Here is a 26,136-nt window from a genome sequence, read left to right on the forward strand (position 1 = left end):
GAATACGGTCAAGCGTTCATACTCAATCAATAACGTGATCGAATATTAAGCGCACTATTTGGCTTCAGCCTCAACAAGACCGTATTCAGCAGACAACTCACGAAGCTCGCCCGTACGCTTATAAACATATTCTTGAAGCTCATCACCGGTCATAGAGAATGGCAATAGCTCTTGCTGTTCACGTAGCTCGGCAAATTTTGGATCAGCAAGCATCTTATCAAAGGCATCTTTCCACCAGTTATAAGCACTCGGACTGACATCTGGTCCCATATAGTAACCACGAACGACCGGCCACGTAACATCATATCCTTGCTCTTTAGCAGTAGGAATGTCGCTCATAGTGCCACCGAGTCTTTCATCAGCAAATACGGCCAATACGCGTAATTTTCCAGCAGTGGTTTGTGGCATAAGCTCTGCAATTCCGGCACTAACGGCCGTGATGTGATTTCCCATTACTGCTGTGATGGCCTCACCGCCGCCTTCCATTGCTACATAGGTCATGTCGTTCGGATTGACACCAACGGCTTTAGCTAGCATAGCAGTTTGCATCCAATCCTGACCACCGACACTACCGCCTGCGCCAAAGCTGACTGATTTTGGATTTGTTTTTAAAACCTTAACTAAGTCGTCTAGGGTCTTTATGTCTGAGTCAGCATTGACTGCGACAGCGCCATAATCTGTGCCGACACCAGCCAGCCATTTCACATCCTTTTCGGTAAATTTACCAAACTTACCTTGTGATAAATTAAGAATAGATCCCGTAGAGAAGGCGATGATGGCATCGCCATTATCACGATCATTGGCAACAATTTTGTTATAAGCAACAGCACCGACGCCGCCTGGCATGTAAGTGACGCGCATCGGGTCTTTTAAGATACCAGTGTCTTTTAAGCCGGCTTGAGCAAGTTTACAAGTCAAGTCAAAACCGCCACCTGGTTTGGCAGGTGCAATACATTCCGGACGTGAAGGTGCTGTCAGCTCGCTTGAGCCATCTGCAGAAGTCGCATCTGTACTTGCAGTTTCGTTAGCATTATTACAGGCAGTCAAAGATAAGATAGACAGGCCAAGAGCCAGATAAGATAGTTTTTTCACACAACACTCCTTGTGTATGGTTACACCAAAATTCAATGAGATTCTAATTAAAATAATCCTGTTTCGAGGCTTAAACTTAGGATTAAATTAATGAGGTTACTAGACTTTATCTAAATATGTTTTTTCGTCACTATGTAAAAGTAACAGAATATCTCTAAAATAACAAGAAACATATGTATGTCTGTATGAATTTCTATTGTACTATAAAGATATAAGAATCTGTTGATTGTTCTTTTTAGGAGAATCTTGCAATAAGATATGGGAAGTTAATTGGATGGTTTTGCTTGCTTATAGGCAGTTAAAAGATGAATTGGATAATTAAGATCGCTATTATTCCAACACAAATATCTAAGGGCACAGCTTTGAATAATAGAGCACTAAAAAGCTTGTTTTTTTCTATAACGACTTGAGAGGCGCCTAACATTAGACTTCCGCCTGATGAGAAAGGGGACAGCGATGAGCTTTGTGCTCCCACAACAATACAGGTAAATAGTAATAAAGGGCTTATTCCAGAAGCAACGGCTAAAGGCAGCACTATAGGAAATAAAGTAGGGGCAACTACGCCAAGTGTACTGGCAAATATCGACATGATGGCGCTGATAACGAAGACTAAAGTTGGTATCATCCAGATAGGAACATTGGTACTGAGCCATTCTGTTAGCTCGTAAATGACCCCAACCTCTACTCCGAGGCGAATTAACATACCGACGCCACAAATCATAATAAGCGTATTCCAAGGTATGAGTGCAATCACGGCTTTTTCGTCACCTAACTTTAAAAATAGGCTAATCAAAGCAAAAATAATAGCAATAAAACCAATGTCAATCCGAGCATTCAAAAACTCAATCGCTGATACTTGCGGCATGAGTAGGTTTAAAATGGGCACAATGAGCACAGCCGCCATCATAATAAAAATCAGCATAATAGATTGTTTTTGCTTACTATCAAAAGGCTCTGGCGCTGTCGTTTGAATTGCAATTTTGCTATTTTTGGCATTGAATACGCTATAACCACCCAATAGAATCACAGGAATTAAAAAAGTAGCGGTAAAGATGCCTAAAACATAGGTAAAGCTATTGTCATTGGCGACACCTGCGCCGCGCATCAGCTCCCTAAAAATAACCCCGCTTTGTGAGGTGATAAAGTTAGCGCCGGCAAGCGCACCATAATTTACTGATAAAGTGGCAATGACGATATTTAAATTGGTTCGTTTAGACAAGAGCAAAATCATCGGTGCCATCGTCGCTAAAACGGTGTAATAGCCAGCACCTAAGCCTGCGACAACCGTGGCGACAAGGAATATAACCACTGGCAAAAATGATGGAAAATGACGACACTTATAAATCAGATGGCTCGATAGCTTCTCTAAAGCGCCATTAGCAAGAGGGAAGTTATAAAAGAGGGTCACGGCAAAAATAACAAAGAAGATTTTTAGCGGCCATAGCTCGATAATCTCATGAGCCTTTAGCCCCATTCCGAAACAACCGATCAGGTATGAAAACGCAATAGCAAATAAGCCAATATTGATTTTGGTGGTATAACCTAAAATGATACAAATTACTATCGCAGCTAAAATATAAAGTGTCACGACTGCCTCTTAACCTTAACAGGATGAATGCTATAAAGAACCATAGTAGTTTTTACAGAGTAAAGCGCATTACGCTAGTATGGACAAATAGCCTTTAAGTAATGCTAAAAAACGTATAAGTCCGAACAGCGTCTCTAGTTGAGAAGAATGATAGCAAAAAAAGCCCAGTAAATTAGATAAGATTGACTATAAAGAAATGACTAGGATGCCACATTAAAATGATCATAAACGCCTTGTTTTTTATGGCAGTAACAATCTTTAAAAAGAATTTAGTTCTTAAAAAATTTTCTATGACGGTGAAATAATGATAGACAATTTCAAAAACTTTAAAATGCCACGATATGAGCAGGTAAGGTGGCACATACAAACATTACTAACAGAGAGTAAGTGGGACGAAAATACCCCTTTGCCTAGTGAGCAGGAGTTCGCTGATAAGTATCAAGTATCGGTGGGAACCGTCCGAAAAGCGGTGGAAAAGCTAGTAGAAGAAGGGGTTTTAATAAAGCAGCAAGGGAGAGGGACTTTTTTAAAACGCCCAGATTTTAATAGCTCATTATTAAGATTTTTTAAGTTTCGTGATAAAGAATCTGGCTATGTCACTCCAACGGGCATAATCAAAAAAATTATGATGATAGAAGGGATCGATGATATTAATCTAAAGCTAAATATAGATAAAAATAAAGCGCTCATTTATATAGAGCGCGTTCGTAGCGTCGAAGACAAAGTCTTGCTGAGTGAAAAGATTTGGCTACCTAAAAATCGTTACGAAGCTTTTGCAACCTTAGAGCCTGAAGATTTTGAGAATCTTCTTTATCCTTTTTATTATACGAAGTGTGGACAGTTTGTGTCGTCTGCTGTAGAGACATTGTTTTTTATCACTGATCACAGCGACCCTTATTTAGACAATAGCACCCAAGAAAACTTAGTGAAGGTTTGCCGCATTGCTAAGAATTTAGAAGGTGACCCTATCGAGTATAGAGAGTCTTTTGGACTGGCAGAGAAGTTTAGCTATGAGATTAATATTATTTAATTTAATGGTAAGCGATGTTTCTACAAATGATGTTTTAAATGATATAACCGTGAAGTAGTAGAGGTTATGGCAAAATATACCTTCTAAACACGTTCTACTATAATTTATTAAGATTTAAACAACTTTAAGCCCTTACAGGTCAATGACTGTAAGGGTCTAAATTTATCGCTATTCCTAACTGCCGAGCCGCCGCACTTAAATTGCATTTTTGTTTTCTATCTTTTTGAGAGCGTCTGCTTTAAATTCTGTCCTGTAGCTCTATATTTTCTTAATCACAATAAACTCATTATCGAGTTTTTAGTTTACCAAATTTAGTTGTAACAGCTCATAGACAGCGGTACTTAACCATGTGCCATTTTTTGATTAGCAGTGTTATGGTAGTTTAACTTTGTCAGACGTTTCTACCCGACTAAAGTAAATCTAGCTCCTATATAGTCTGTACGATTCACTTTAGCCATCACCCCGTATTACGCAGACCCGCTGCCAAAGCATTGATACTACGTATTAAAGGATCTTCAACAGCAAGGTCGCCATGGTTAACCTCACCTTTAGCCTCTTTTTGTCTGGCACGTTTTAGTAGCTCGATTTGGATGTAATTCATTGGATCTAAATAAGCATCTCGCCATTGCAGTGATGCGGCAAGGTTTTGCTGATGCGCCAATAACGATGTCTGGTTAAGCAAAGAGTTCAAACCTGAGAAGGTTAGATGATGCTCATCGATTACCGCTTGCATAATCTGTTCACGTAATCCCTCATCTTCACATAACTGGCTATAAGCCTGAGCAATGCTCATCTCAGCTTTGGTAAACGCCATTTCAATATTACTAATAAATACGTTAAAAAATGGCCAGCAATCAATCATCTCTCTCATTAAAGCTTCGTCTTCTTTAACGCTATGAAGAGCACTACCGACACCATACCAAGCAGGCAGTGTAAAGCGTGCTAGCGACCAACCAAATACCCAAGGGATCGCCCGCAAGGTCGTCTTACTTGGCAGACCTTTATTACGGTGCGCTGGGCGTGAGCCGATATTTAATAAAGAAATTTCTGCCACTGGCGTCACTTGTGAATAGAATTGATAAAATCCTTCAGTATGGTCAGTCAGCGTACGATAACGCTGTTCACCCGCATCTGCTAAACGTGCAAAGAGCGCTTCATAAGTTGGCAGCTCAGGCGGCTGCACTACAAACCTTGAGGAGCACGCTTTAAGCGTACCAGTGATGCCCATGGTCAGCTCAAATACCGCTGTATCAGTATTGGCATATTTGGCATAAAGGACTTCACCTTGCTCGGTTACTTTAATTTCACCATGCAATGTCCCCGCTGGCTGAGCGGCAATCGCATTATGCGTTGAGCCACCACCCCGACTGACAGAACCACCGCGGCCATGAAACAAGCGCGTTTTAATACCATATTCATCAGCGATATGGTTAATGGTTTGCTGGGCGCTATACAGCTGCCAGGCAGAGGTAATAATACCGCCGTCTTTTGAGGAATCTGAATAGCCCAGCATGATCTCTTGAGTGTTATCTGAGTGCGCAAGCAACCCTCGATACAGCGGATTGTCCAACACGGCAGGTAAAATCTTATCAATGTTTTTAAGATCTTCGATGGTTTCAAATAACGGTGCGACGGGTAAGTCAGCAGACAGCTGACCTACGTCATCAACCCTACATAATCCTGCAAAGCGCATGAGTAGTAAGACTTCTAATAACTGACTAGCATTGTTGGTCATCGAAATTACGTAACTACCAAAAGTACCTTGGCCGACCAGTTTACGCAATGTTGCCACTGAGTGCATCAAGGCCAATTGTTCGCGAGTTTTATCCGTTAAGTTATCGGTATAAATAAGCGGTGTACCGGGCTTTTTCAGCAAGCGCGTCAGCCATTCTTGGCGCTCGGTTTCATTAAGCGTTTGATAGTCTGGTAAGTTAGAAGCACTAGCAAAAATATCGGCGATTACTTCGCTATGATAAGACGATTCCTGACGGATATCGAGTGCTGCCAAATGGAAGCCACAGGTTTTGACCAGACGAATCATATCGAGCAATAAGCCTTCACCATGTGCTTTGTCATGAGTATTGACACTTTTTCGGATGATGCGTAAATCTTCTAATAACTCTTGCGGGTTGGCGTAAGCATCTTGTTCGGCGTTGAGGTCTGTACCTTTACTTTGAATGTGGCGATTGGTCGCTTTTATCTTGGCAAAGATAATCGATAACAACCTTCGATACGGCTCATTGTTGTAATCATTGAGATTGTAATCAAATACTTTTTGATCGAGAGTGGCGTACGCTTTTATACGAGCATACACATTAGGCTCAATGACAACAATCGTATCGCTGTGAATCAGTTCACGGCGCAATTTCTTGATCAAGACTTGATAATGACGTAGCACGGTATCGGCATGCATCAGCACTGCCATTTCTGTGGTGTCATGAGTGACAAAGGGATTGCCATCTCTGTCGCCACCGATCCAAGAGCCAAAGCTCATAAACGCCGGTAATGGATAATCGGTTAACTCTGGATAGATATCAACAATGGCGTCTTTAATATTGCGATAAACCTTAGGGATGGCATTGAATAAACTGGCATTGAAATAATGCAGACCATTATTGATTTCGTCATAGACCAGAGGCTTACGCGTACGTACTTCATCCGACGACCATAATAAATCAATCGTTTGCGCCGTTTGTTCTTTCGCTTGCTGGCAGGTAAAGCTGACTTCTGCAAGATTGTTTAAGGCATCACTGTACGTAAACAGACTCTGCAGTAGATTCATCGTCGTACGGCGGCGTGCTTCAGTCGGATGGGCGGTAAAGACAGGAATAAACTTCAGCTGCTCAATCAGCTCTTGCATCTGAGTAGGTTCAATATTGCGCTCACGACATTCAAGCAAGGTGCGACGAAACGAACCTTCCCAGCTTTGATCGGATTGCATACGCAAGGCTTGACGCTGCTCGCGCAAGTAATTTTCTTCACTTAGATTGGCCAAGAAGAAATAGATAGAAAAGCTGCGGATGATATTTTTTAAGGTTTGGTTGTCTAACGAGGCGATGAAGTCGATGAGTTGTTGCTGCTTCGCTTCGTTAGGCGCGCGGCGTTGTTGGATAAAACCTTTACGCAGAGTTTCAATGGTATTAAGTGTTTGTTCGCCCGTCTGCCGAGAAACCGCATCTCCTAGAAAGGATCCTAATAAGCTGATGCGTTCGCGTAATACGTCGTTATCAATAGTCATCCTTGACCTTCTCATTAAATTAGTGGGTGAAAAACTAGCAAGAATACTAAATTGGTAAGCTCTTACAAAGATAGATCTCGTTGGCTAGATCTCGTAGCATGTTTACTGCTTATTAATTTAAAACAAATATTAATAATACTTAATTTGCATGATAGAAATTTATCAACAATTAAAAATAATATCTCTCAATTCAGCTCTCTACCATAGCAAAAATTTTACAATTGAGTAGGTCGATTTTAGCGCCATGAGTATATACAGCAAAAGGGTAGTCAGGGCTTTATATCTGTTCTGTCTAAAATTATAAATGAAGATAAGAAGGTCTGGCGTTCATATTTATTAAATGCGAGCTTTAAAAATGGTGAATTCCACTAATGAGGTGAGGAGGTATAAGCTTTAGCAACTTGGGTCATAGCGTTGACCCAAAACTGTCTGCTACAAGGAATGTTATCATGACAACTCCGTCTGAATATCAATCAGAACATCACCCTATAAGCCGTTTTAGAGGAATTATTATCATTGCCATTGCAGCGCTCGGTGCTCTGGCATTGTGGCAGTTTTTGCCATTTACCAGTAATGAAAATAAAGGTTTAGCCTTATTGTTCTTTGTTGCTGTACTTTGGCTAACAGAAGCCGTGCACACTACTTTTACAGCTATCATGATACCTATACTCGGTGTAATGATGGCTATTCCTGATATCAATACGAGTGTCGCTTTCTCTTCTTTTGCTGATCCTATTATCTTTTTATTCTTTGGTGGTTTTGCCCTAGCGGCTGCTTTACAAACTCAAAAAATGGATAGGAAAATTGCTTTATGGCTTATACATATTGCAAAGGGTAATTTTGCCTTGGTGGTATTTTCTATATTTGTTGCGACGGCATTTCTATCGATGTGGATCTCCAATACGGCAACAACCGCCATGATGTTGCCGTTGGTCGTCGGGATTATGGCAGGCGTAGATAGAGTGAAAGACCGTAATACCTTTGTTTTTGTCTTACTTGGACTTTGCTACTCTGCTGCTGTCGGAGGTATTGGAACGATTGTGGGCACACCGCCTAACGCTATTACCGCCAATGCGTTGGGTTTAACTTTTGCTGGGTGGATGAAGGTTGCTGCGCCTTTTATGCTTATTATGTTCCCACTCATGCTAGGCATATTGTATTTGGTGTTTAAACCCAAGTTAAAGATCGAGATGTCAACCATTCAAGAAGATATTCCTTGGACCGCTCAGCGCAAAATGACGATGATAGTCTTTGCCGTAACAGCACTATCTTGGATATTTAGTAGCTTTATTGCTGATACGACTGGCTGGTCTAGTGTGGATAGCATTATTGCAGTGACGGCAGCAATCGCTGTTGGGGTGCTAGGATTGGCAAGCTGGCAGGAGATTTCTGATAATACCGATTGGGGTATTTTGATGCTGTTCGGTGGCGGTATTACATTAAGTACTATTTTAAGTAATTCTGGTGCCTCGTTAGTCTTGGGTCAATCAATCGCACAGTTACTACAAGGTTCACCGACTATTGTTATCATCGCTGTGGTGGGTGTATTCATTGTATTCTTAACAGAGTTTAGTAGTAACACGGCGACGGCAGCTTTGCTCGTACCGGTATTTTCAGGTATTGCCGTGCAAATGGGTATCCCTCAAGCAACCCTAGTGTTGACTATTGGCTTGGGCGTTTCTATGGCCTTTATGATGCCCGTTGCGACACCGCCAAACGCTATTGTTATGGGCTCAGGGCTAATAAAGCAGAGTGAGATGATGAAAGCAGGTTTTTGGCTAAACCTGGTTGGAGTCGCAGTATTAGTCGTCTATATAAAATTTTGGATATAAAATGATATTTTAAGCGCTATTAGTGATTGCTAAGACAGCAGGTATTTTAGGTATTTGCTGTCTTTTTATTACTCATTATATTTATGATTTTCTAAGAACAAATTAAATAAATGAGAAGCCGTATAATAAGTAATAGGTATTAATTTCTAGAAAAATAAGGCATCTCATAAGACGCTAAAATCTCTTGTACCAATGCTTGAGCAACCGGTTCAAGCTTTTGGTAATCCTGCACAATCATACTACGCTCACGCGCGGCCCATACCTCATCTAAATATATTTTATGAAGATTCATGGTTCGTTGATGTCGATTAGCGGAAGACTCAGGAACAATGCTAATGCCTACACCTGCCTCTACCATACGACAGATGGACTCAAAGCCTGAGACATTAACTCGTGTATCCATAGTAACACCCATACGAGATTGTAAATCGGATAAAAAATCGCCTAGCGTACTACCTTGATGGAAACCAATATAGGGATGATCTAGGGTTTCAGAGAACTTTAGGCTTTTCTTTTTCGCTAAAGGGTGGTTGATAGGGGTGACAACGGCCAAGCGATCGCTGCTAAAGTTAATGACCTCAATAGACTCTGCCATCACAGGTCCCGATAAAATACCAATATCTGTCGTGCCACTCACAACACCGCGAATAATTTCTTTAGTTAATCGCTCTTGCAAATCAATCGTTACTTCTGGGCGCTGAATCAAAAAATCGGCCAAAATTTCAGGTAAAAAATCAGTCACTGCTGTGGAGTTTGCATAGATACGAACATGTCCAGTAGCGTCAGAGCGATACTCAGAAAAGCTATTTTTTACTTGCTGGATTTGAGCCAATATGCTGCGGGCGTGAACCAAGAGCTTGAGGCCATCATCAGTCAGCTGCATTCCTTTGTTATGACGATAAAACAGACGAGTGCTAAGTTGCGTCTCTAGTTTTTTGATACGAGTACTGGCTGCCGCAGGAGAAATAAATGTCTTTTTCGCTGCCTGAGTCAGACTAGGTGACTCTGCGATAGCACAAAAAAGCTGTAAGTCAACAATATCAAAGTGCATGAGAAAAGGGACCTATTGTAGAAAGATAAATATGAATCATTAAAAATTAATATAAAGACATTTATAAAATTTTCTGAGAGTTAGCCATTACTATCGGCATTAGTGAAAACGGAACGCTATGTTAATAAACCAGTAATTTTCAGAAAGCAGTTTTGTTGGCATAATTTCTTTAACGTCATTTAATGATAGCAATAATATAGTTATTCAGGTGATTTAGATGCCTCTAGTTTGTAGGTTTTTATTCAACATATAAGGGAATATATAATGCAAGCCGCTACCTCTAATTCAGAACCCAATCTTAGCGAATGGATTGGTAATCATCAGACTACCCAAGATAGCATTTGTGAGGTTTTAGTTCGCCGAATGGCAGCGACCTTAGGTGTCACAAGTCCCAAGATTGGTGAGCCACTACCTGCATTATGGCATTGGATGTTTTTTCAACCTGAGCTTAATAAGACTGAGTTAGGCGTAGACGGACATCCACAAGTGGGTGGCTTTATGCCTCCGGCATTTGGTCGTAATAGGATGTGGGCGGGGGGCAGCTTAGAGTTTAGTCAGCCTTTAGTTATTGGCAAACCCGCAACTTGTGACTCTAGTATTGAGAACATAATAGAGAAGGACGGATCTACAGGCTCTTTAGTCTTTGTCACTGTTCGTCATGACTATACGCAAGAAGGTGAGCATAAATTTACTGAACGTCAGAACATCGTTTATCGTCTTCCAACGCCACCAAAGCATACCTCAGATGCAGCCCCAAAAGCTCAGTGGTCAACCCATATTATGCCAGACTCTACATTGTTATTTCGCTATTCTGCGGTCACCTTCAACGGTCATCGTATTCATTATGACTACCCTTATGTTACCGATACTGAAGGCTATAACAATCTTGTCGTCCACGGTCCATTAATGGCAACTTTAGCACTACATGGCTGTTTAAACGCTCATCCTAATAGAGTACTAAAAAGCTTTAAGTATCGCGGTGTACGACCAGTGACTCTAGGTAATGATATTCATATCGAAGGTAAAATGATAAACGATAGCCAAGCTGACGTATGGATAAGTAATGACAATGGTGTTATTCAACAAGGGCAAGTTGAGTTTGCAGTATAAACTAACAAGACTTATGTAAATTATCAGAAGATAAAACATCCAAAAAATTATTCGCATAGTAGCGCAAGGAGTTTCTTATGACAAACGAAAAAATAGAACATTTAAATACGATTAGAGAGGGCATCAAAGGCTTGATGTCAGGATTTGGTAGTGAATACTGGCGCGAACTTGATGCGACAAAAGGCTTTCCTGATAGGTTTGTAAAAGCTTTGAGTGAAGATGGTTGGTTATCAGCGTTAGTACCAGAGGAATATGGCGGCTCAGGACTGGGTATCGCAGAAGCTTCAGTGATTATGGAAGAAATTAATCACTGCGGTGGCAATGCCGGTACTGTACATGGTCAAATGTATAACTTGTTTACGCTGGTTAAGCATGGCACGTCTGCACAAAAAGAGCGCTATTTATCTAAGCTAGCCTCTGGTGAGTTACGTTTACAGTCGATGGCAGTGACTGAGCCAACTAGCGGTACTGATACGACAGCTATCACGACGACAGCCGTAAAAAAAGGCGACAAATATATTGTCAACGGTCAAAAGGTATGGATATCACGTGTTCAGCATTCTGACTTGATGATCTTATTAGCCAGAACCACGCCAATAGCGGAGGTCAGTAGCAAAGTAGATGGCTTGTCGATTTTTTTAGTTGATTTACATACTGCCATTGGCAATGGCTTGACCGTACGTCCAATCGAAAATATGGTCAATCATGAAACCAATGAATTGTTTTTCGACAATCTTGAGATTCCAGAAGAAAACTTAATGGGAGAAGAAGGCAAAGGCTTTCGCTATATTCTTAGCGGTTTGAATGCTGAACGAACCTTAATCGCTGCTGAATGTATCGGTGATGGTCGTTGGTTTATTGAGCAGGCCAGTAATTATGCTAATGAACGTGAGGTGTTTGGGCGTCCAATTGGTAAAAATCAAGGCGTACAATTTCCAATTGCTGAAGCGCACATAGAAGTGGAAGCAGCTGATTTAATGCGTTGGAAAGCCTGTGAGGACTATGAGAACGGTAGTACGAATGCCGGTGCGTCAGCGAATATGGCAAAGTATTTAGCAGCAAAGGCATCTTGGGAAGCAGCAAATGCTTGTCTACAAACCTTTGGTGGTTTTGGTTTTGCCAACGAATACGATGTTGAACGTAAATTCCGCGAAACTCGATTGTATCAAGTTGCGCCAATCTCAACCAACTTAATATTATCTTACGTTGGCGAAAAAGTACTAAAAATGCCAAGAAGCTTTTAGAGGTATTTACTTAAGAATGATAGTAGAAACGTAAACGGTCTATTTGAAAGAACACTTTTCTCAGCCAAGACCGTTTAGCACTCTGGTTTCTTAGCTACATTAGCCAGTGTATTGACAAGATAACAGGACATATTATGACTAACCATACAGAGCAAAAGCGCCCGCTTGATGGCATCACCGTCATCAGTTTAGAACATGCCATTGCAGCGCCATTTTGTACTCGTCAGCTTGCAGACTTGGGTGCTAGAGTCATCAAAGTTGAACGCCCTGGAGTAGGAGATTTTGCTCGAAATTACGATGAGCGTGTTGATGGTATGTCTTCGCATTTTGTGTGGGTCAATCGCGGTAAAGAAAGTCTTGCCTTAGACTTAAAGTCGCCTGAAGCACAGCCAGTATTAGACAAACTATTATCGGAAGCTGATGTATTAGTACAAAACCTTGCGCCAGGGGCTAGTACAAGGATGGGACTTAGCTATGAGGAGCTACATAAGAAGTATCCACAATTAATTGTCTGCGATATTTCAGGCTATGGAATGAGCGGTCCTTATGAGAAGAAAAAAGCCTATGACTTATTGATTCAAAGTGAAAGCGGTCTGTTGTCAGTGACTGGTAATGATAATGAAATGGCAAAAGTAGGAGTCTCCATCGCTGATATCTGTGCCGGCATGTATGGATACTCATCAATCTTAGTCGCACTACGATTACGCGATCAGACTGGCGAGGGCAGCCATATCGATGTATCGATGCTAGAGTCATTGGTCGAATGGATGGGCTTCCCTCTATATTATACTTATGAAGGGGCTGCTGCACCTACTCGTAATGGCGATTCTCATGCAACCATCTATCCTTATGGTTCGTTTGTCACTGCTAATGGTTCAGTAATGTTCGGACTGCAAAATGAGCGAGAATGGCAAATATTTTGTGAAAAGGTGCTTCAAGATGCAGACGTTGCTCTTGATGAACGCTTTAGCAAAAATAGCCTCAGAGTACAAAATCGCGACGCGCTAAAAAATATTATCGAAGAAAATTTTGCCAAGCTTACCAAAGCTGAAGTCATCCAACTTTTAGATGCTGCTCAGATTGCTAATGCTCAAGTTAATGAGATGCCAGACGTTTGGGAACATCCACAATTGCAGGCACGTAATCGCTGGCGCACTATCAAAAGTGGCGAAAACGAGTTACCAGCTATGCTTCCTCCTGCAGTGAATAATCAGTTTGAGTATGCTATGGGCAATGTTCCAGCGTTAGGTGAGCACACACAAGCAATTCTACATGAGTTTGGATTTGACAAAATAAGCTAAAATAAACGGTCTAAAGTGATTTATTCATAATTATATTTCAGGAGCAAAGCATGCAAACCTCTATCGATAAAGACACAGCTGCTTTGACAGTTGGTCTTGCTAACATTCATACTTGGTTATTTGTCCCCGCCACGAAAATAGAGCGAGTCGCAAAAGCATTCGATAGTGGCGCAGATGCGGTGATTGTCGATTTAGAGGACGCTGTTGCACAAGCAGACAAGGCACAGGCTCGCGATGCATTACAGCAGTACTATGACAGCGCTGACTATCAACCGGTCTGGGTACGCATCAATCAGGCCGGTAGTACAGGCTATGCTGAAGATATAAAACTATGCGAGCAGCTGCCTAATCTCGCTGGAATCATATTGCCCAAAGCGGAGCAGGCTGCAGATATTGAATATATTCATCATCTCAGTTGTTTGTCAATAATAGCATTAATCGAAAGTGCCGTTGGTTTACACAATCTTGATAACATGGCCGGCGCTTCAGGATTAGTCGCTTTTAGTTATGGATTTCTAGATCTTTGCAATGATTTGCGGGTACAAGTAGGTACAGCAGCGGCGGATATTATCGCCAATCAAATTCGCTATCAGTTACTTATTAGCTCAAAAGTACATCAATTATCGGCACCTATTGACACCGTCTATCCAGAATTTAATGACAGTGAAGGTCTCAGTCAGCGCGTCCAGCTATGGTCACAAATTGGCATGTCAGGCATGCTCTGTATCCATCCTAAACAAGTCGCTACCGTCAAAGAGTCTCTCAGGCCTTCAGACGCTGATATTGAGTTTGCAAAGCGTGTTATAGCAGAGTACGAAAGCACTGGAAAGGCAGTGTTTAAAGTAGAAGATAATATGATAGATGCACCAGTGATTAAGCGCTGCTATCAACTGTTAAGTCGATAGGTTTTTTGCGCCGATACATTTGTATCGAGTATAACGTGCTTTGAGTCTTATAGCTTTATCTCAACTATTCACGCTCACCAGAGCGTATAACATAGTCAAATCCCTCATGAGCAATTCTATAAATATGACTAAATGTAGAGCACAGTTATCTCACCCAAAAAATAATACACCTTCATGGATGTTAAAATTTACCATTGGCTTAATTGGTATGTTTGCTTTTTTGCAAGTATATTCTGTACAGGCAATACTGCCAGTGCTAATGATGGATTTATCGGCGACCGAAGTAAAAGCTGGGATGACGGTGGGGGCGACAGTCATGGCGATTGCGATCATGTCGCCATTTTTAGGCATGCTATCAGATGCTATAGGTCGTAAGCGTATTATCGTAGGATCGCTATTATTTTTAGCAATACCGACAGCAATGATTGCCCAAAGCCCTAGTATTGAGTGGATGTGGTTATGGCGCTTCATGCAGGGACTGTCTGTGCCAGGCATTACGGTAGTAACTATAGCTTATATTGGTGAGGAGTTTGAGGGACGATCAGTGACAGACTTGATGTCTTTTTATGTCTCAGGCACTGTATTTGGTGGCTTTATGGGGCGCTTTTTACTTGGCCATTTACATGAACTGCTTGGCTGGCGTCATGGGTATTATGTGATGGCAGCGATGACATTGATAGGAACAATTTGGGTAAGTAAGGCACTGCCAACATCACGTTCTTTTGAGCCTAATCCAAACTTCCGCTCGGCGATACAAACCCTTGGCAAGCATTTAGTTAATCGCTATGTGGTTACTGCCTGTCTACTTGGCGCCTGCGTGCTGTTCTCACTAGTCGGATGCTTCACTTTTATTAATCTACATCTTGCAAAAAGTCCGTATGAGCTCACCACAGGACAATTGGCCAATATATTTGCCGTATATTTAATTGGAGTGCTTATTACGCCTTTATCAACGACATTATTGCGCCGCTTTGGATCAGCACGTACGGTGCGCGTAGCTGTATTCACCTCAATGGTTGGAGTGTTGATAACTTTATTTACACCAATCTGGGGTATTATTATTGGGCTAACGATCATGTCATCAGGAGTCTTTATTACTCAAGCAGCGACTATAAGCTATATCGCTATCAATGTGAAAAAGGGCCGTTCATTGGCTTCTGGGTTGTACTATATGTTCTATTATACTGGCGGGACGATAGGTGCGTGGCTATGTGGCATAGCATATGCAAATGGGCAATGGCCGCTAACAGTTTGGTTGTTGTTATTTATACAGGTCTTAGCATTGTTGGTTGCGAGTTTTGGAATGGTTAAAACTAAAACCTATACTGCATAGTGTAACTGCTGTTTAATAAGCTATGCTTTCAAACCTGTAGAAATGAATTTAGGAGATTTTAACTAAGTGTTTTGACTGTAAAAATATTGGATAATTCTTCGCTATCGATATTAATTTCAAAACTATCTCTTAATAAAAATAAACAGCAAATAAAAATTCTTTAAAATTATAATTTCCTAAGTTAATGTCTATGGATTCTTCGGCATAGTTCACTATAAAGATACTTGTCCTAACTGGTTACCTGAGAATACTAGACTATCTAGCAGATAGTGACTATCAACATTTAGCAAAACTACATAACCAAACCTTCACGTCACAATAAACCTCGTGGTGGTTAGTCATTAGAGATATGCAAACAGACCAATCACTATCTGGCAAATTTCCTTATTATGGTTGAACATAGAATAGGATTAATTAAACGGTTCAGAGTAGTGGCTCATAAATATCGTAACCGTCGTCAGCGCTATGATCTTAGAATGCGGCTGTTTGCTGGTATCGTTAATATTGAGCTTAACCTATGACTTTTGCAAGAGGTATATTGTTTAAAAAATAGGTAAGACTATTATTTATGACCATGTTCATCACTGTAGCCTATCCAAAATTCTGCATTATCCACGCCAGCCTTTCTAGGATCAAAGATAGGATTAACCCCTAACTCCATCTGCGTATCGTAGTCTTTGAGCACCTTTAATGCAGTTTTGCTAAGTAGTAAAATGGCGATAAAGTTTAGGTAACACATACTGCCAAAGCCAATGTCGCCTAGCGCCCACATCATACCGACAGATTGTACACTGCCTGAGAAGCAAACAATTAAAAAAATCAGTTTTAGTAAGTGCTTAAGAATGGGGTAGCGCAACTTGTTATCCAAATAAACCAAAGTAGTTTCGGCGATATAGTAGTAGGCAATCAAACACGTGAATGCGAACAGGAAAATAGCAATGGCGACAAATCCACTACCGTATTGGCTAAAAACAGTAGATACCGCTGCTTGTGTAAATGCAGTGCCGGCCTCAATGCCAGGCATATTCTCGACCAGCGCTACCCCTTCTGGGGTAGTTACGTTATACATGCCGGTTGATAGAATCATCAAAGCGGTAGCGGTACAAACGAGTACGGTATCAATGTAGATAGAAAAGCTCTGTACCAATCCTTGCTTAGCAGGGTGAGAGACTTCTGCAGCGGCTGAGCTAAAAGTAGCTTCTCCAGCCCCTGCAACATTAGAGAATACAGCGCGACGTACGCCCCATGAGATAGCAGTACCGACCATGCCGCCGAATACAGCATCCATACCAAAGGCACTTTTGAAAATGAGCGCAAACATAGAAGGAATATTGTGAGCATTAAAGACCAACACAATGACCATCATAAAGATATAACCAATTGCCATAACCGGAACTACTTTGCCAGCGAAACTAGCGATACGTTTTACGCCACCAAATATGATGATGGCTAGCAGCACGACAATTATGATGCCAGTCACAAATGGAGGGATGTTAAATGCAGTGTTAAAGGAATCCGCAATAGTATTTGCCTGAACTCCAGGCACTAATACGCCATAAGAGAGACAAGTCACAGCAGCAACGACGATAGCAAAAGGCTTTAACTTGAGACCTTTTTCAATATAAAACGGCGAACCGCCTCGATATTGGTCGTCTACCTTATGCTTATAAACCTGGGCTAAAGTGGATTCAATAAAGGCACTGGCGCCGCCCAAAACACCCATGAGAATCATCCAAAATACCGCCCCAGGGCCACCAGCTGCTATAGCCGTTGCGACCCCAGCAATATTACCGACACCGATACGTCCGGATAGGGCCATACAGAAAGCCTGAAAAGAGCTAACACCTGCTGATGAAGTCTGTTTATCGAATAACAGCTTGATCATCTCTTTAAAATAGCGAATCTGCACAGCGCGGGTCATGATAGTAAAATAGATACCGACGCCTAGTGCAAGATAGACCAGCGCGTCGCTCCAAATATACCCGACGATGGTATTAATAATGTTTTCCATAACTTTACTTCCTTGTAATGTTTTTGGCTACGCTGACTTAGTTCTTGGGACGTCTTTGCTTAATTTACCAACCAGATAGTTTTAGTTTGAGTGTATTGAGATAGTGCCTCAAGGCCATTGTCACGCCCACCGAAGCCCGACTGTTTATAACCACCAAAAGGCGTCGTAATATCCCCTTCAGAGAAGCCATTAATCGAGATGGTACCTGCTTTAATAGCGGCTGCGACACGGAAAGCACGGTGGATGTTTTGAGTATAAAAAGACGCAGCTAGGCCATAGCTACTTTGATTAGCAAGCGCAATGGCTTCTTCTTCAGTCTCAAAGCTGGTGATAGCGAGAATCGGACCAAATACCTCTTCCTTGAACAAGGTCATATCTGCGCTAACATTATCAAAAATGGTAGGCTCAATATACCAACCACTGCCAACTTCCTTATGGATACGACCGCCTGCAGCCAAAGTAGCGCCTTCAGCTTTAGCAGTATCAAGATAGGTAACTACCTTATCGAAATGTGCCTTTTCTATCATAGGCCCAATAGCAACTTCAGGGTCATAGGGCAGGCCTACTTTCCATGATTTGAGCCCTTCTTGTAGTAGGCTCAATAAAGCTTTCTTTTGGCTAGAGTGCACTATTAATCGTGAACCACAGCTACAGTTTTCGCTCATATTCCAAAAAGCCGCTGACAAAATATGCTCAACGGTTTGCTCATTGATGAGGGCGTCGGCAAATACCACTTGTGGACTCTTACCGCCGCACTCTAAGACCACTTCTTTTAGGTTACTTTGCGCAGAATATTGCAGAAATAATCGACCGACTTCGGTAGAGCCGGTGAAGGAAATCATATCGACATCCATGTGCTGCCCGAGTGCCGCGCCGACTTCTTCACCAAGGCCGCAAATCAGCTGTAAGGCCGATTTTGGTACACCGGCTTCATACGCTAATTGTGTCAAGCGATAAGCTGATAGTGACGTTAGTTCGGCAGGCTTAACAATCACTGAATTTCCGGTTATTAGCGCTGGCGCGACCTTCCAAGCGTACATTTGTGCAGGGAAGTTCCAAGGTAATACTGCGCCAACCACTCCAATTGGTTCTTGTACGATAAGCCCTAGTGCATCAGATCCAGTAGGTGCGACTTTACCAAAAACTTTATCCGCAGTTTCGGCGTACCATTCAAAGGTTTCGATCGTAGCGGGTAGATCGGTGTCGAGGCATTCTGTGATTGGCTTGCCTGCATCGACACAATCTAAGGCCGCAAGCTCATCAATATTTTCATGCATTAATTGGCACCAACGCTGCATTATAACTTTGCGCTCTGCAGGTGACATCCGACGCCATTCTCCATTATCAAAAGCATTACGAGCTGCAATCACCGCAAGGTCAACATCCTGATGATTGCCTTTAGCAATACTACCGATACAGTTATTGTCGATAGGACTATGGTTAGGCAGTGTAGCGTCTGAGACCTGCTCAGCGGCTATAAGATGGCCTGCCCAAAGTTGTTGTTGTTTTGAGAGTTCGAATACTTGCGCTGTGGTCATACTCATTAGACTGTCCTTTTATATAAAGTGGTATTGTCGATACGAAGGTAGCTTAACGACTATGACAATAGCGTTAAGAATTTTTGGGTATCTTCATCTGACATGGGAGTCAATGGTATACGTACAGATCCGACATCGATGGTACCGTTGATGCATCCGGCTTTAGCTTTTTGATTATAGTTGCCAGACTCCATAGAATGGATCGCAGGGTACATGTGAGTCATCAGTTCTTTAGCACGATTCCAATCGTTTTGTTGTGTCGCTTTATATAGAGCAACCTGTTCACCAGGGAAAACGTTAGCCGCACCTGCGATCCAACTTTTTGCACCCCAAAAGAAGAAGTCGACCGGTTGATCATCACAACCACAGACTACTTCAAAATTATCTAAGTTAGCTTGTAGCATGCGCAGCGCATGGCTAAAATCGCCACTACTTTCTTTAATGCCTGCGATATTTGGGTGTTTGGCTAGATGAGCGACCGTTTCAAATTCAATGCTCACACCTACGCGCGCGGGGAAGTTGTACATAATGATAGGCAGGTCTGTCGCATTAGCGACTTTTTCGAAATGAGCGATAATACCTTCTTGATCTGGAAGGCTATAAGGATTGGCTGATAGCATTAAACCATCGTAGCCCAGCGCTTTTGCTTGATGTGCCAGATCAATGGAATGATTAGTCGAAAGGCTGTTAATACCAGCGATTAAAGTGACTTTCCCCTTGGCAGTATCAGCAATAGTACTCAGGACGAGCTCGCGCTCTTCAGGTGAAAAAGTATAGTATTCGCCAGTGGTACCACAGGCTACGATACCGGTGACGCCTTTTTCTATAAAGACATTGACTAGTTTGGTTAGAGTTTGCGTGTCAATATCACCATTGGCATCAAAAGGAGTAACGATAGGGACTAAAACGCCATGAATGTTCATATAAATATCCTTATTTAATATTAAAAGTCGTTAGTAGGCAGCATGCCAATAGCGACAGTGAAGATTCTATGAATGATCATAGAAGTAAGGTCTTAATTATTTAAAACGATTTAAACGATAAGAAGCGGGGTCTATAATAGGAGTTTCATCGAAATATAAAGCTGTGATCATCTCGGCACTGACGACGGCTTGGGTTAATCCTAAGTGTTGGTGGCCAAAATTTAAAAGGACGGAACCGCACTTGTCGATAATGGGCAGCGAGTCGGCGGTCGAGGGTCTAAAACCCATCCACTGCGTGCCATTTTCACTATCGAGCGGGGTTTTTAGCATTGCTTGTGCTTGTTTGAGCAACATTTGCGCTCGGCTCATATTTGCCGGAGCCTCGAGCCCTGCATATTCTACTGTGCCTGCTAAGCGTAATCCTGTGTCCATGGGTGTCATAATAAATCGACGATCCATACTCGAAACGGGTAGGTTTAAGCGTGTGGTCTCGTTAGGGAGCATGAAGTGATAACCACGTTCCGTATCGAGAGGGACTGAGACGCCCGTCAACTGTTTGGCTAAGGCTTTAGAATGCGCGCCTGCTGCTAACATGACTTTTTTAGCATTAATTTGTTGGTTAGCCGTCGTTAAAGTGATGCCATCGGCTGTCACTTTTGCATCCAAGACACGGCAGTTTTCAAAGACTTGGCCACCAAGCTCTCTGAATGTATCAGTTAATTTCTGAGCCATGGCTTCGAGGTTAGTGATGTGTCCGGTCTCTGGGAAAAACAAAGCACCCAACTGGTTATCTTTTAACCCAGGCTCAAGGTCTAAGAGAGCAGATTGAGAGAGCAGTTCGTTATTCACTCCAAGGTCATTGAGACGATGGCCATGTGCTTTTAATATATTGAGGCCAGTGCTCTTTTCGACTGTTAATAAAGACCCTTGCACCTTAATCCACGATGTTAATTGCCATTTGTCGGCAAAATCCTGCCAAGCTTGTAGGCTTTGACTATTGAGAGCTAATAGGGCTTGATGGCTATGAGCAAAAGGTTCTGGGCGCATATTTAGTAGCAGCTTAAAAGCCCATGGCATTAAGCGTGGTAGGTAGCGCCAGTCTATGCGTAGCGGTCCTTCAGGGTTTAATAACATAGCTGGTACATGCTGCAATATATTGGCATCAGCAATAGGAAAGACCTGCTCGGTGGCAATATGACCGGCATTGCCATAAGAGGCTCCGCGGGCGATTTTATCAGCTTCTAGGATAGCGACTTGCACTCCACGAGCTTGCAGACTAACGGCAGCGCATAAGCCAATGATACCGCCACCGATAATATGTAAATCAAACTCTTGATTGCCCATGCTGCTCTCACTTCCTTGTGATTATTAATATGATGCGTCTTGCTCGATCTAATACTGCTTTTAGTCCCTACTTAAAAATCTTATAAATGTCTCTTAGAAGAGGTTTGTAAAAGAATCTATGCTGTTATAAAAATATACCCCATTTAAATGGGTCGCTATTTTGGACAATTAGAGAGGTCTCTGCGCAGACATGAGCATAACCACGAATTGTAGGGATGATAGTATTGTCAGGATAAGGGTGAGAAACGGACTGATTTTCGCTAAGCCTTTCAGCAGGTTGATAGCTGGCGCTAAATATACTACCGATAACGCTTTCTTGAACCCAAGTCTGCCCAGGAGCTAATAGGTTATCCGCTGCCAAACAAGCTAATTTGGCACTGGTACCGGTCCCACAAGGAGAACGGTCATAAGCGGCACCTGGGCATAAAACGAAGCTTTTGCTATTGGCGCTGGCGAGCTCACTCTGACCAAACAGCTCTATATGATCTATTTCGCCATTATTAGCGCCAGTAATGCCAGCTTCATGAAGTGCAGATTTGATTTGTAAGCTAAACTGGGTAAGCGATTGGACATTACTCGCTTTGATGGCTTGGGGATGCTCACTCACTAAAAAGAACCAATTGCCGCCCCAAGCGATATCTCCATACACAGGACCAATATTCGGGACTTGAACTGCGACTTGTTTTTGGTAGCGATAAGAAGGTACATTTTGTACACTACAACTGCCGTCTTCATGCAGAGTAGCTTTTACCAAACCAACAGTTGTCTCAAGGTAATGCTCGCCTGGAGTAATCTTTTTCTGATAAGCAAGTGAGGCAATTACACCGATAGTGCCATGACCACACATACCTAAATAGCCACAATTATTGAAGAAAATAACGGCAGCCTTGGCGCGAGGGTCAGTGGACTCACACAGTAAAGCGCCAACAAGTACATCGTTGCCACGTGGTTCTAGAATGATGCTTTGACGTAAATGATCAAAGTTTTGTTTAAAGTCGTGGAGTTTTTCTTGAATGGTATACCCATTAAGGTTTGGGAAGCCTTCGTACACCATGCGAGTAGGCTCACCGCCAGTGTGCGAATCAATGATTTTAAAATTAAAAAGTATGACAGACATAATTAACTTCCCGATTCATCCATGAATTAAGGTGTGTTCGTAGCACTTAATTATTAATAAATAGTGCATAGATATAGAATGCCCCGTTTCGTAAAAGGGGGCTTGTTGTTTTTCCATGAATAAATGCGCATTTCTGCATAGGTTATAGAGCGATATAACGGTATAAAGGTCATATGTTATTAACCTAACGTGCTAAATAGTTATTAGGCTCTAGGGAAGCTCAGGGTAAAATGATTTTAAAGTTTATTTTTCTAATGAAGTATTTATGTACAGAGCCTAAATAGTAATAAGGTTTCTTTAAAATGTTTTTAGGGTTTAGCAGGAGAGCCCAAGAGAGGCTATATGGAAAATGTGCAAATGCTATCGTTAAGAGAGCCGACAAATGGATTGTCAAAACAGCTACAGGCTTATCGACCAAAAAACTTGCAGGAGTTTGTTGGTAACGTATCATTATTAATACCTTTGCTCGATACTATGGCGAACACGGTATTTTTTGTGAAAGACAGCCAAGCATGTTATCAATTAGTAAGTAGGACACTGATTAAACGTAGTGGGTTCAAAGATAAAAAAGAACTTGTAGGGCTAACTTCAGAGCAAGTGTTTTCAGAGCCTCAAGGCAAAGATTACCTTAATCAGGATATGAAAGTGCTGAAAGAGGGCAGGGAGATTACTGATAGACTGGAGTTACATAGCTATGCTTCTGGACAGCTAGGGTGGTGTATCACGCAAAAGCTACCGGTATATAATACAGAACGGCGTATTGTAGCAATGGTGGGCATATCGGTCGATATCGATGAAGATAATGAGCGAATATTGCGTAAGCACGCTCGCTTGGCAAGTGTAGAGGAGTATGTACGAAACAACATTGATCAAAAGATTCATATTGTGCATTTAGCGACGCTGGCGAATCTTAGTCAATCACAACTAGAGCGTACTTTTAAGGCAGTACTTAATATGTCACCGATTCAGTTTGTACAAAAACTTCGTTTAGAGCATGCTATTCGTCTTTTGGCAGATTATAAGCTCACAGTGACGCAAATCTCTTTAAATTGTGGTTATGGTGATCATAGTGCTTTTAGTCGGCAGTTTAAGCAATTTACTGGAATGTCACCTATTAAGTTTCGTAAGATGCATTTTAAAATATAGTGACCAAGGTTTTTCTTTCGTATCATATTATAGGGTTGTGTAGTAGTACCATTAAATTGGATAGCTACTAAGAAGTTATGCTAACTCAAAGAATGAACATAGTATGACCAGCAAACGCAATCAATATACCCGAGAATTCAAGCTTGAAGCTATTAGTTTAGTCGTTGATCAAAAACGTAAAATACCTGACGTGGCCGATTCCTTAAGGATAGGCAAATTTACCTTTCAGAAATGGCTGATCTAGTATCGACAAGAAATGAACGACCAAGCACCTACAGCTGGCAATTCATAAAACGCATGACAATATCCTAGCTCGCAACTTTAGCCCAACAGCGTCCCATCAAGTTTGCACGGATGATGTGACTTATATCCGTAACAAAGGTGGCTGGTGTTATTTAGCCGTCGTTTTAGACTTGTACGCTCGTCGTGTGGTGAGATTTACCGTGCCAGAATTTCTGACAGTGTGCTGACCGCTAATGCGTTGCAGATAGCATATCAAAGTAGAATCAGACCCAGTGGTGTGTTATTTCACTCCGATCAGGGAACCCATTATACCAGCAAGAAATTCGCTGAATCCGCGGCAAGTTGTAAGGGTATGACACAAAGTATCAGGCGTCGTAGTAATCCACTATGGGCACAGCTCTTCGTCTTGCACTCGGGCAAAGCAGTGCTTTGCTAAACCTCGCTCATGGGACAACGCCCCAACTGAAAGGTTCTTCAGGAGTGAACCGCCCCGACTATATCGGAGAGTGATTTACTTGAGTCAGGCAGCCATGTCTGACAGGATTAAATTGTCATAATACCGCTTTTCAAACTCAAAGGGCGACACATAACCAATCGTGCTATGCAGTCGTGTTTTATTGAACCAATCTACCCACTCAAGGGTTGTTAATTCAACATCGTTCACACCAGTCCAGTTCTGCTTTAAATAATGAATCACCTCAGACTTGTACAGCCCATTGACCGTTTCAGCCAATGCATTGTCATAAGAATCGCCTGTTGTACCAACAGAAGCAATAACACCGCTGTCAGCCATCTTATCGGTGTAGCGAATGGATAAGTACTGAACGCCTCGATCACTGTGATGAATGACATCCTTAGGGTTATTCCTGTCTGTTAGCGCTTGATTTAATGCCGCCATCACCATATCAGTGTTCATACGATTAGAGACTTTCCAGCCCACAATAGCGCGAGCAAACACATCAATAATAAAAGCGGTATATACCCAGCCGCTTGTCGTCTTGATATAGGTAAAGTCCGCCACCCATAGCTGATTAGGGCGATGGGCGCTAAAGTTACGATTGACCAAATCATCAGCGCGCTTTTGGTCATCACGGCTGTTAGTGGTTATCTTATCTTACCCTTACCACGCCAAGTGCCTTGTAGACCATACTGCTTCATTAAACGCTCTACGGTGCAACGCGCAACCTTTAACCCCTCCGCTTTCATCTGTTGCCAGACTTTACGCGCACCATAACGACATTTACTGTCCTGCCAAATACGTTTAATCTCGCTGAGATAATAGTCGTCATGTTGACTGCGTAATGAGCGCTTCTGAGGGTTGTTGCTTAAGTCTTTAGCACAATAATAAGTCGACGGGGCAATCGGTAGGACTCTACAAATCAGCTTGACCCCATACTTAGCTCTATTATTATCAATAAAACTGATCATTACTCGGGTGGACGACCCGTCTCCGCCTGGGCGAAAAAAGCGGCAGCCTTTTTGATGATTTCATTAGCCTGCTTAAGCTCTTTATTCTCGCGTTCAAGCTCTTTGATGCGCTCTTTGTCGCTTTGCGCTTGCACTGAGGCAGGAATAGTTTGATCAATGTGTTTTTTATGCCATGATCGTAGGGTTTCAGGCGTGCAGCCAATCTTAGGGGCAATGGCTTGAATAGCTGACCATGTGGAGGGATAGTCGTTTGCTGCTTCGATCAGTATACGAACAGCGCGTTCTTTAATCTCAGGAGTGTAGGTTTGTCTTTTCATTGACGTATTCTCTCAGAATGTTGAGTCTCCGACAATACTGGGGCGGTTCAGAAGGTTCAGATGACAAAGTATTAAATAGTTTTTATATAATTCTATTTTACTAAAGTTTAGACAATAAAAAACCCTTACGAACCTGTGGCTGTAAGGGTTTTTATATTTTGGATATTTTATCAACTAATTTTAATACTTAAAGTAAATTAATCAAAGTTGGTCTATAGGCTAATATTATAGTAAATATTTTTCTTTCACCGAGAATTATATGTAACGCCAATAAACCCATCTTGATTTTACTTATCAGAATCTAATAAATTATGATTAGCTACTTGACCCCTGCCGTCAAATCCG

General features: G+C 41.9%; 18 protein-coding genes, 1 pseudogene and 1 other annotated feature. Of the genes and pseudogenes, 9 read left to right on the forward strand and 10 right to left on the reverse strand.

Annotated features, from left to right (window positions below; all coding sequences use genetic code 11):
- Positions 1-54 precede the first annotated feature (54 nt).
- Together B4K26_RS04175 and B4K26_RS04180 are read right to left on the reverse strand one after the other, a co-directional pair.
- Positions 55-1,092, reverse strand: a complete 1,038-nt coding sequence (locus B4K26_RS04175) for a Bug family tripartite tricarboxylate transporter substrate binding protein (RefSeq protein ID WP_296243748.1) — start codon at positions 1,090-1,092, stop codon at positions 55-57.
- Positions 1,093-1,390: 298 nt separating this feature from the next.
- Positions 1,391-2,680 carry an SLC13 family permease gene (locus B4K26_RS04180; protein ID WP_296243750.1) on the reverse strand — a complete coding sequence of 430 codons (1,290 nt, stop codon included), beginning with the start codon at positions 2,678-2,680 and terminating at the stop codon, positions 1,391-1,393.
- Positions 2,681-2,984: 304 nt separating this feature from the next.
- On the opposite strand from B4K26_RS04180, the gene B4K26_RS04185 reads away from it, so the two are divergent.
- On the forward strand, positions 2,985-3,710 hold the full coding sequence (locus B4K26_RS04185; RefSeq protein ID WP_296243751.1) for a GntR family transcriptional regulator: 726 nt from the start codon (positions 2,985-2,987) through the stop codon (positions 3,708-3,710).
- Between the two features lie 457 nt (positions 3,711-4,167).
- On the opposite strand, the gene ppc is transcribed toward B4K26_RS04185, so the two are convergent.
- Complete coding sequence (gene ppc, locus B4K26_RS04190) at positions 4,168-6,948, reverse strand: phosphoenolpyruvate carboxylase (RefSeq protein WP_296243752.1); 2,781 nt, start codon at positions 6,946-6,948, stop codon at positions 4,168-4,170.
- A gap of 449 nt (positions 6,949-7,397) precedes the next feature.
- Between ppc and B4K26_RS04195 the strand changes: the two genes are divergently transcribed.
- A complete protein-coding gene (locus tag B4K26_RS04195) occupies positions 7,398-8,780 on the forward strand; it encodes an SLC13 family permease (RefSeq protein ID WP_296243754.1) in 1,383 nt (460 codons plus the stop codon).
- Between the two features lie 139 nt (positions 8,781-8,919).
- Here the strand turns inward: B4K26_RS04195 and B4K26_RS04200 are convergent, their stop codons facing one another.
- Positions 8,920-9,831: a LysR family transcriptional regulator gene (locus B4K26_RS04200; protein WP_296243756.1), complete on the reverse strand. Its 912-nt coding sequence runs from the start codon at positions 9,829-9,831 to the stop codon at positions 8,920-8,922.
- A 264-nt stretch (positions 9,832-10,095) separates the two neighbouring features.
- Here B4K26_RS04200 and B4K26_RS04205 point away from each other — a divergent pair, with 264 nt between their 5' ends.
- The 5 genes from B4K26_RS04205 (at position 10,096) to B4K26_RS04225 (ending at position 15,724) form a co-directional block, all read left to right on the forward strand.
- On the forward strand, positions 10,096-10,941 hold the full coding sequence (locus B4K26_RS04205; protein ID WP_296243757.1) for an FAS1-like dehydratase domain-containing protein: 846 nt from the start codon (positions 10,096-10,098) through the stop codon (positions 10,939-10,941).
- Positions 10,942-11,018: 77 nt separating this feature from the next.
- A complete protein-coding gene (locus tag B4K26_RS04210) occupies positions 11,019-12,185 on the forward strand; it encodes an acyl-CoA dehydrogenase family protein (protein WP_296243758.1) in 1,167 nt (388 codons plus the stop codon).
- A 134-nt stretch (positions 12,186-12,319) separates the two neighbouring features.
- Positions 12,320-13,486 (forward strand): CaiB/BaiF CoA transferase family protein, encoded by a 1,167-nt coding sequence (locus B4K26_RS04215; protein WP_296243759.1) that lies wholly within the window; start codon positions 12,320-12,322, stop codon positions 13,484-13,486.
- A 50-nt stretch (positions 13,487-13,536) separates the two neighbouring features.
- On the forward strand, positions 13,537-14,391 hold the full coding sequence (locus B4K26_RS04220; protein WP_296243760.1) for an HpcH/HpaI aldolase/citrate lyase family protein: 855 nt from the start codon (positions 13,537-13,539) through the stop codon (positions 14,389-14,391).
- A 124-nt stretch (positions 14,392-14,515) separates the two neighbouring features.
- Positions 14,516-15,724, forward strand: a complete 1,209-nt coding sequence (locus B4K26_RS04225) for an MFS transporter (RefSeq protein ID WP_296243761.1) — start codon at positions 14,516-14,518, stop codon at positions 15,722-15,724.
- A 562-nt stretch (positions 15,725-16,286) separates the two neighbouring features.
- Here the strand turns inward: B4K26_RS04225 and B4K26_RS04230 are convergent.
- The 5 genes from B4K26_RS04230 to B4K26_RS04250 form a co-directional block, all read right to left on the reverse strand.
- Positions 16,287-17,735 carry an alanine/glycine:cation symporter family protein gene (locus B4K26_RS04230; RefSeq protein WP_296243762.1) on the reverse strand — a complete coding sequence of 483 codons (1,449 nt, stop codon included), beginning with the start codon at positions 17,733-17,735 and terminating at the stop codon, positions 16,287-16,289.
- Between the two features lie 59 nt (positions 17,736-17,794).
- Positions 17,795-19,279 (reverse strand): aldehyde dehydrogenase, encoded by a 1,485-nt coding sequence (locus B4K26_RS04235; RefSeq protein WP_296243764.1) that lies wholly within the window; start codon positions 19,277-19,279, stop codon positions 17,795-17,797.
- Positions 19,280-19,332: 53 nt separating this feature from the next.
- Positions 19,333-20,196, reverse strand: coding sequence for a 4-hydroxy-tetrahydrodipicolinate synthase (dapA, locus tag B4K26_RS04240; protein ID WP_296243766.1), 864 nt, complete (start codon positions 20,194-20,196; stop codon positions 19,333-19,335).
- Between the two features lie 96 nt (positions 20,197-20,292).
- The gene (locus B4K26_RS04245; RefSeq protein ID WP_296243768.1) at positions 20,293-21,540 is read right to left on the reverse strand and encodes an NAD(P)/FAD-dependent oxidoreductase; all 1,248 of its coding nucleotides are present in this window, start codon (positions 21,538-21,540) and stop codon (positions 20,293-20,295) included.
- A gap of 124 nt (positions 21,541-21,664) precedes the next feature.
- Positions 21,665-22,657: a proline racemase family protein gene (locus tag B4K26_RS04250; RefSeq protein WP_296243769.1), complete on the reverse strand. Its 993-nt coding sequence runs from the start codon at positions 22,655-22,657 to the stop codon at positions 21,665-21,667.
- Between the two features lie 342 nt (positions 22,658-22,999).
- On the opposite strand from B4K26_RS04250, the gene B4K26_RS04255 reads away from it, so the two are divergent.
- The gene (locus B4K26_RS04255; RefSeq protein WP_296243770.1) at positions 23,000-23,803 is read left to right on the forward strand and encodes a helix-turn-helix domain-containing protein; all 804 of its coding nucleotides are present in this window, start codon (positions 23,000-23,002) and stop codon (positions 23,801-23,803) included.
- A gap of 103 nt (positions 23,804-23,906) precedes the next feature.
- Positions 23,907-24,047, forward strand: coding sequence for a transposase (locus B4K26_RS12850; protein WP_068407396.1), 141 nt, complete (start codon positions 23,907-23,909; stop codon positions 24,045-24,047).
- Positions 24,048-24,566: 519 nt separating this feature from the next.
- Here B4K26_RS12850 and B4K26_RS04260 read toward each other — a convergent pair.
- Positions 24,567-25,791: pseudogene (locus tag B4K26_RS04260) on the reverse strand (IS3 family transposase).
- Positions 25,400-25,516 (reverse strand) — a sequence feature (AL1L pseudoknot). It overlaps the preceding pseudogene by 117 nt.
- Positions 25,792-26,136 lie beyond the last annotated feature (345 nt).

The sequence above is a fragment of the Psychrobacter sp. UBA6766 genome (genome assembly GCF_002453355.1).
Taxonomy (GTDB): Bacteria; Pseudomonadota; Gammaproteobacteria; order Pseudomonadales; family Moraxellaceae; genus Psychrobacter.

Excerpts from the sequence above, each read along its gene's own strand:
- B4K26_RS04245 (WP_296243768.1), bottom strand. The coding sequence starts at position 21,540 with ATGGGCAATCAAGAGTTTGATTTACATATTATCGGTGGCGGTATCATT.
- ppc (WP_296243752.1), bottom strand. The coding sequence starts at position 6,948 with ATGACTATTGATAACGACGTATTACGCGAACGCATCAGCTTATTAGGA.
- B4K26_RS04225 (WP_296243761.1), top strand. The coding sequence starts at position 14,516 with ATGACTAAATGTAGAGCACAGTTATCTCACCCAAAAAATAATACACCT.
- B4K26_RS04255 (WP_296243770.1), top strand. The coding sequence starts at position 23,000 with ATGGAAAATGTGCAAATGCTATCGTTAAGAGAGCCGACAAATGGATTG.
- B4K26_RS04185 (WP_296243751.1), top strand. The coding sequence starts at position 2,985 with ATGATAGACAATTTCAAAAACTTTAAAATGCCACGATATGAGCAGGTA.
- B4K26_RS04205 (WP_296243757.1), top strand. The coding sequence starts at position 10,096 with ATGCAAGCCGCTACCTCTAATTCAGAACCCAATCTTAGCGAATGGATT.
- B4K26_RS04220 (WP_296243760.1), top strand. The coding sequence starts at position 13,537 with ATGCAAACCTCTATCGATAAAGACACAGCTGCTTTGACAGTTGGTCTT.
- B4K26_RS04195 (WP_296243754.1), top strand. The coding sequence starts at position 7,398 with ATGACAACTCCGTCTGAATATCAATCAGAACATCACCCTATAAGCCGT.
- B4K26_RS04235 (WP_296243764.1), bottom strand. The coding sequence starts at position 19,279 with ATGAGTATGACCACAGCGCAAGTATTCGAACTCTCAAAACAACAACAA.
- B4K26_RS04250 (WP_296243769.1), bottom strand. The coding sequence starts at position 22,657 with ATGTCTGTCATACTTTTTAATTTTAAAATCATTGATTCGCACACTGGC.
- B4K26_RS04210 (WP_296243758.1), top strand. The coding sequence starts at position 11,019 with ATGACAAACGAAAAAATAGAACATTTAAATACGATTAGAGAGGGCATC.
- B4K26_RS12850 (WP_068407396.1), top strand. The coding sequence starts at position 23,907 with ATGACCAGCAAACGCAATCAATATACCCGAGAATTCAAGCTTGAAGCT.
- B4K26_RS04215 (WP_296243759.1), top strand. The coding sequence starts at position 12,320 with ATGACTAACCATACAGAGCAAAAGCGCCCGCTTGATGGCATCACCGTC.
- dapA (WP_296243766.1), bottom strand. The coding sequence starts at position 20,196 with ATGAACATTCATGGCGTTTTAGTCCCTATCGTTACTCCTTTTGATGCC.
- B4K26_RS04230 (WP_296243762.1), bottom strand. The coding sequence starts at position 17,735 with ATGGAAAACATTATTAATACCATCGTCGGGTATATTTGGAGCGACGCG.
- B4K26_RS04200 (WP_296243756.1), bottom strand. The coding sequence starts at position 9,831 with ATGCACTTTGATATTGTTGACTTACAGCTTTTTTGTGCTATCGCAGAG.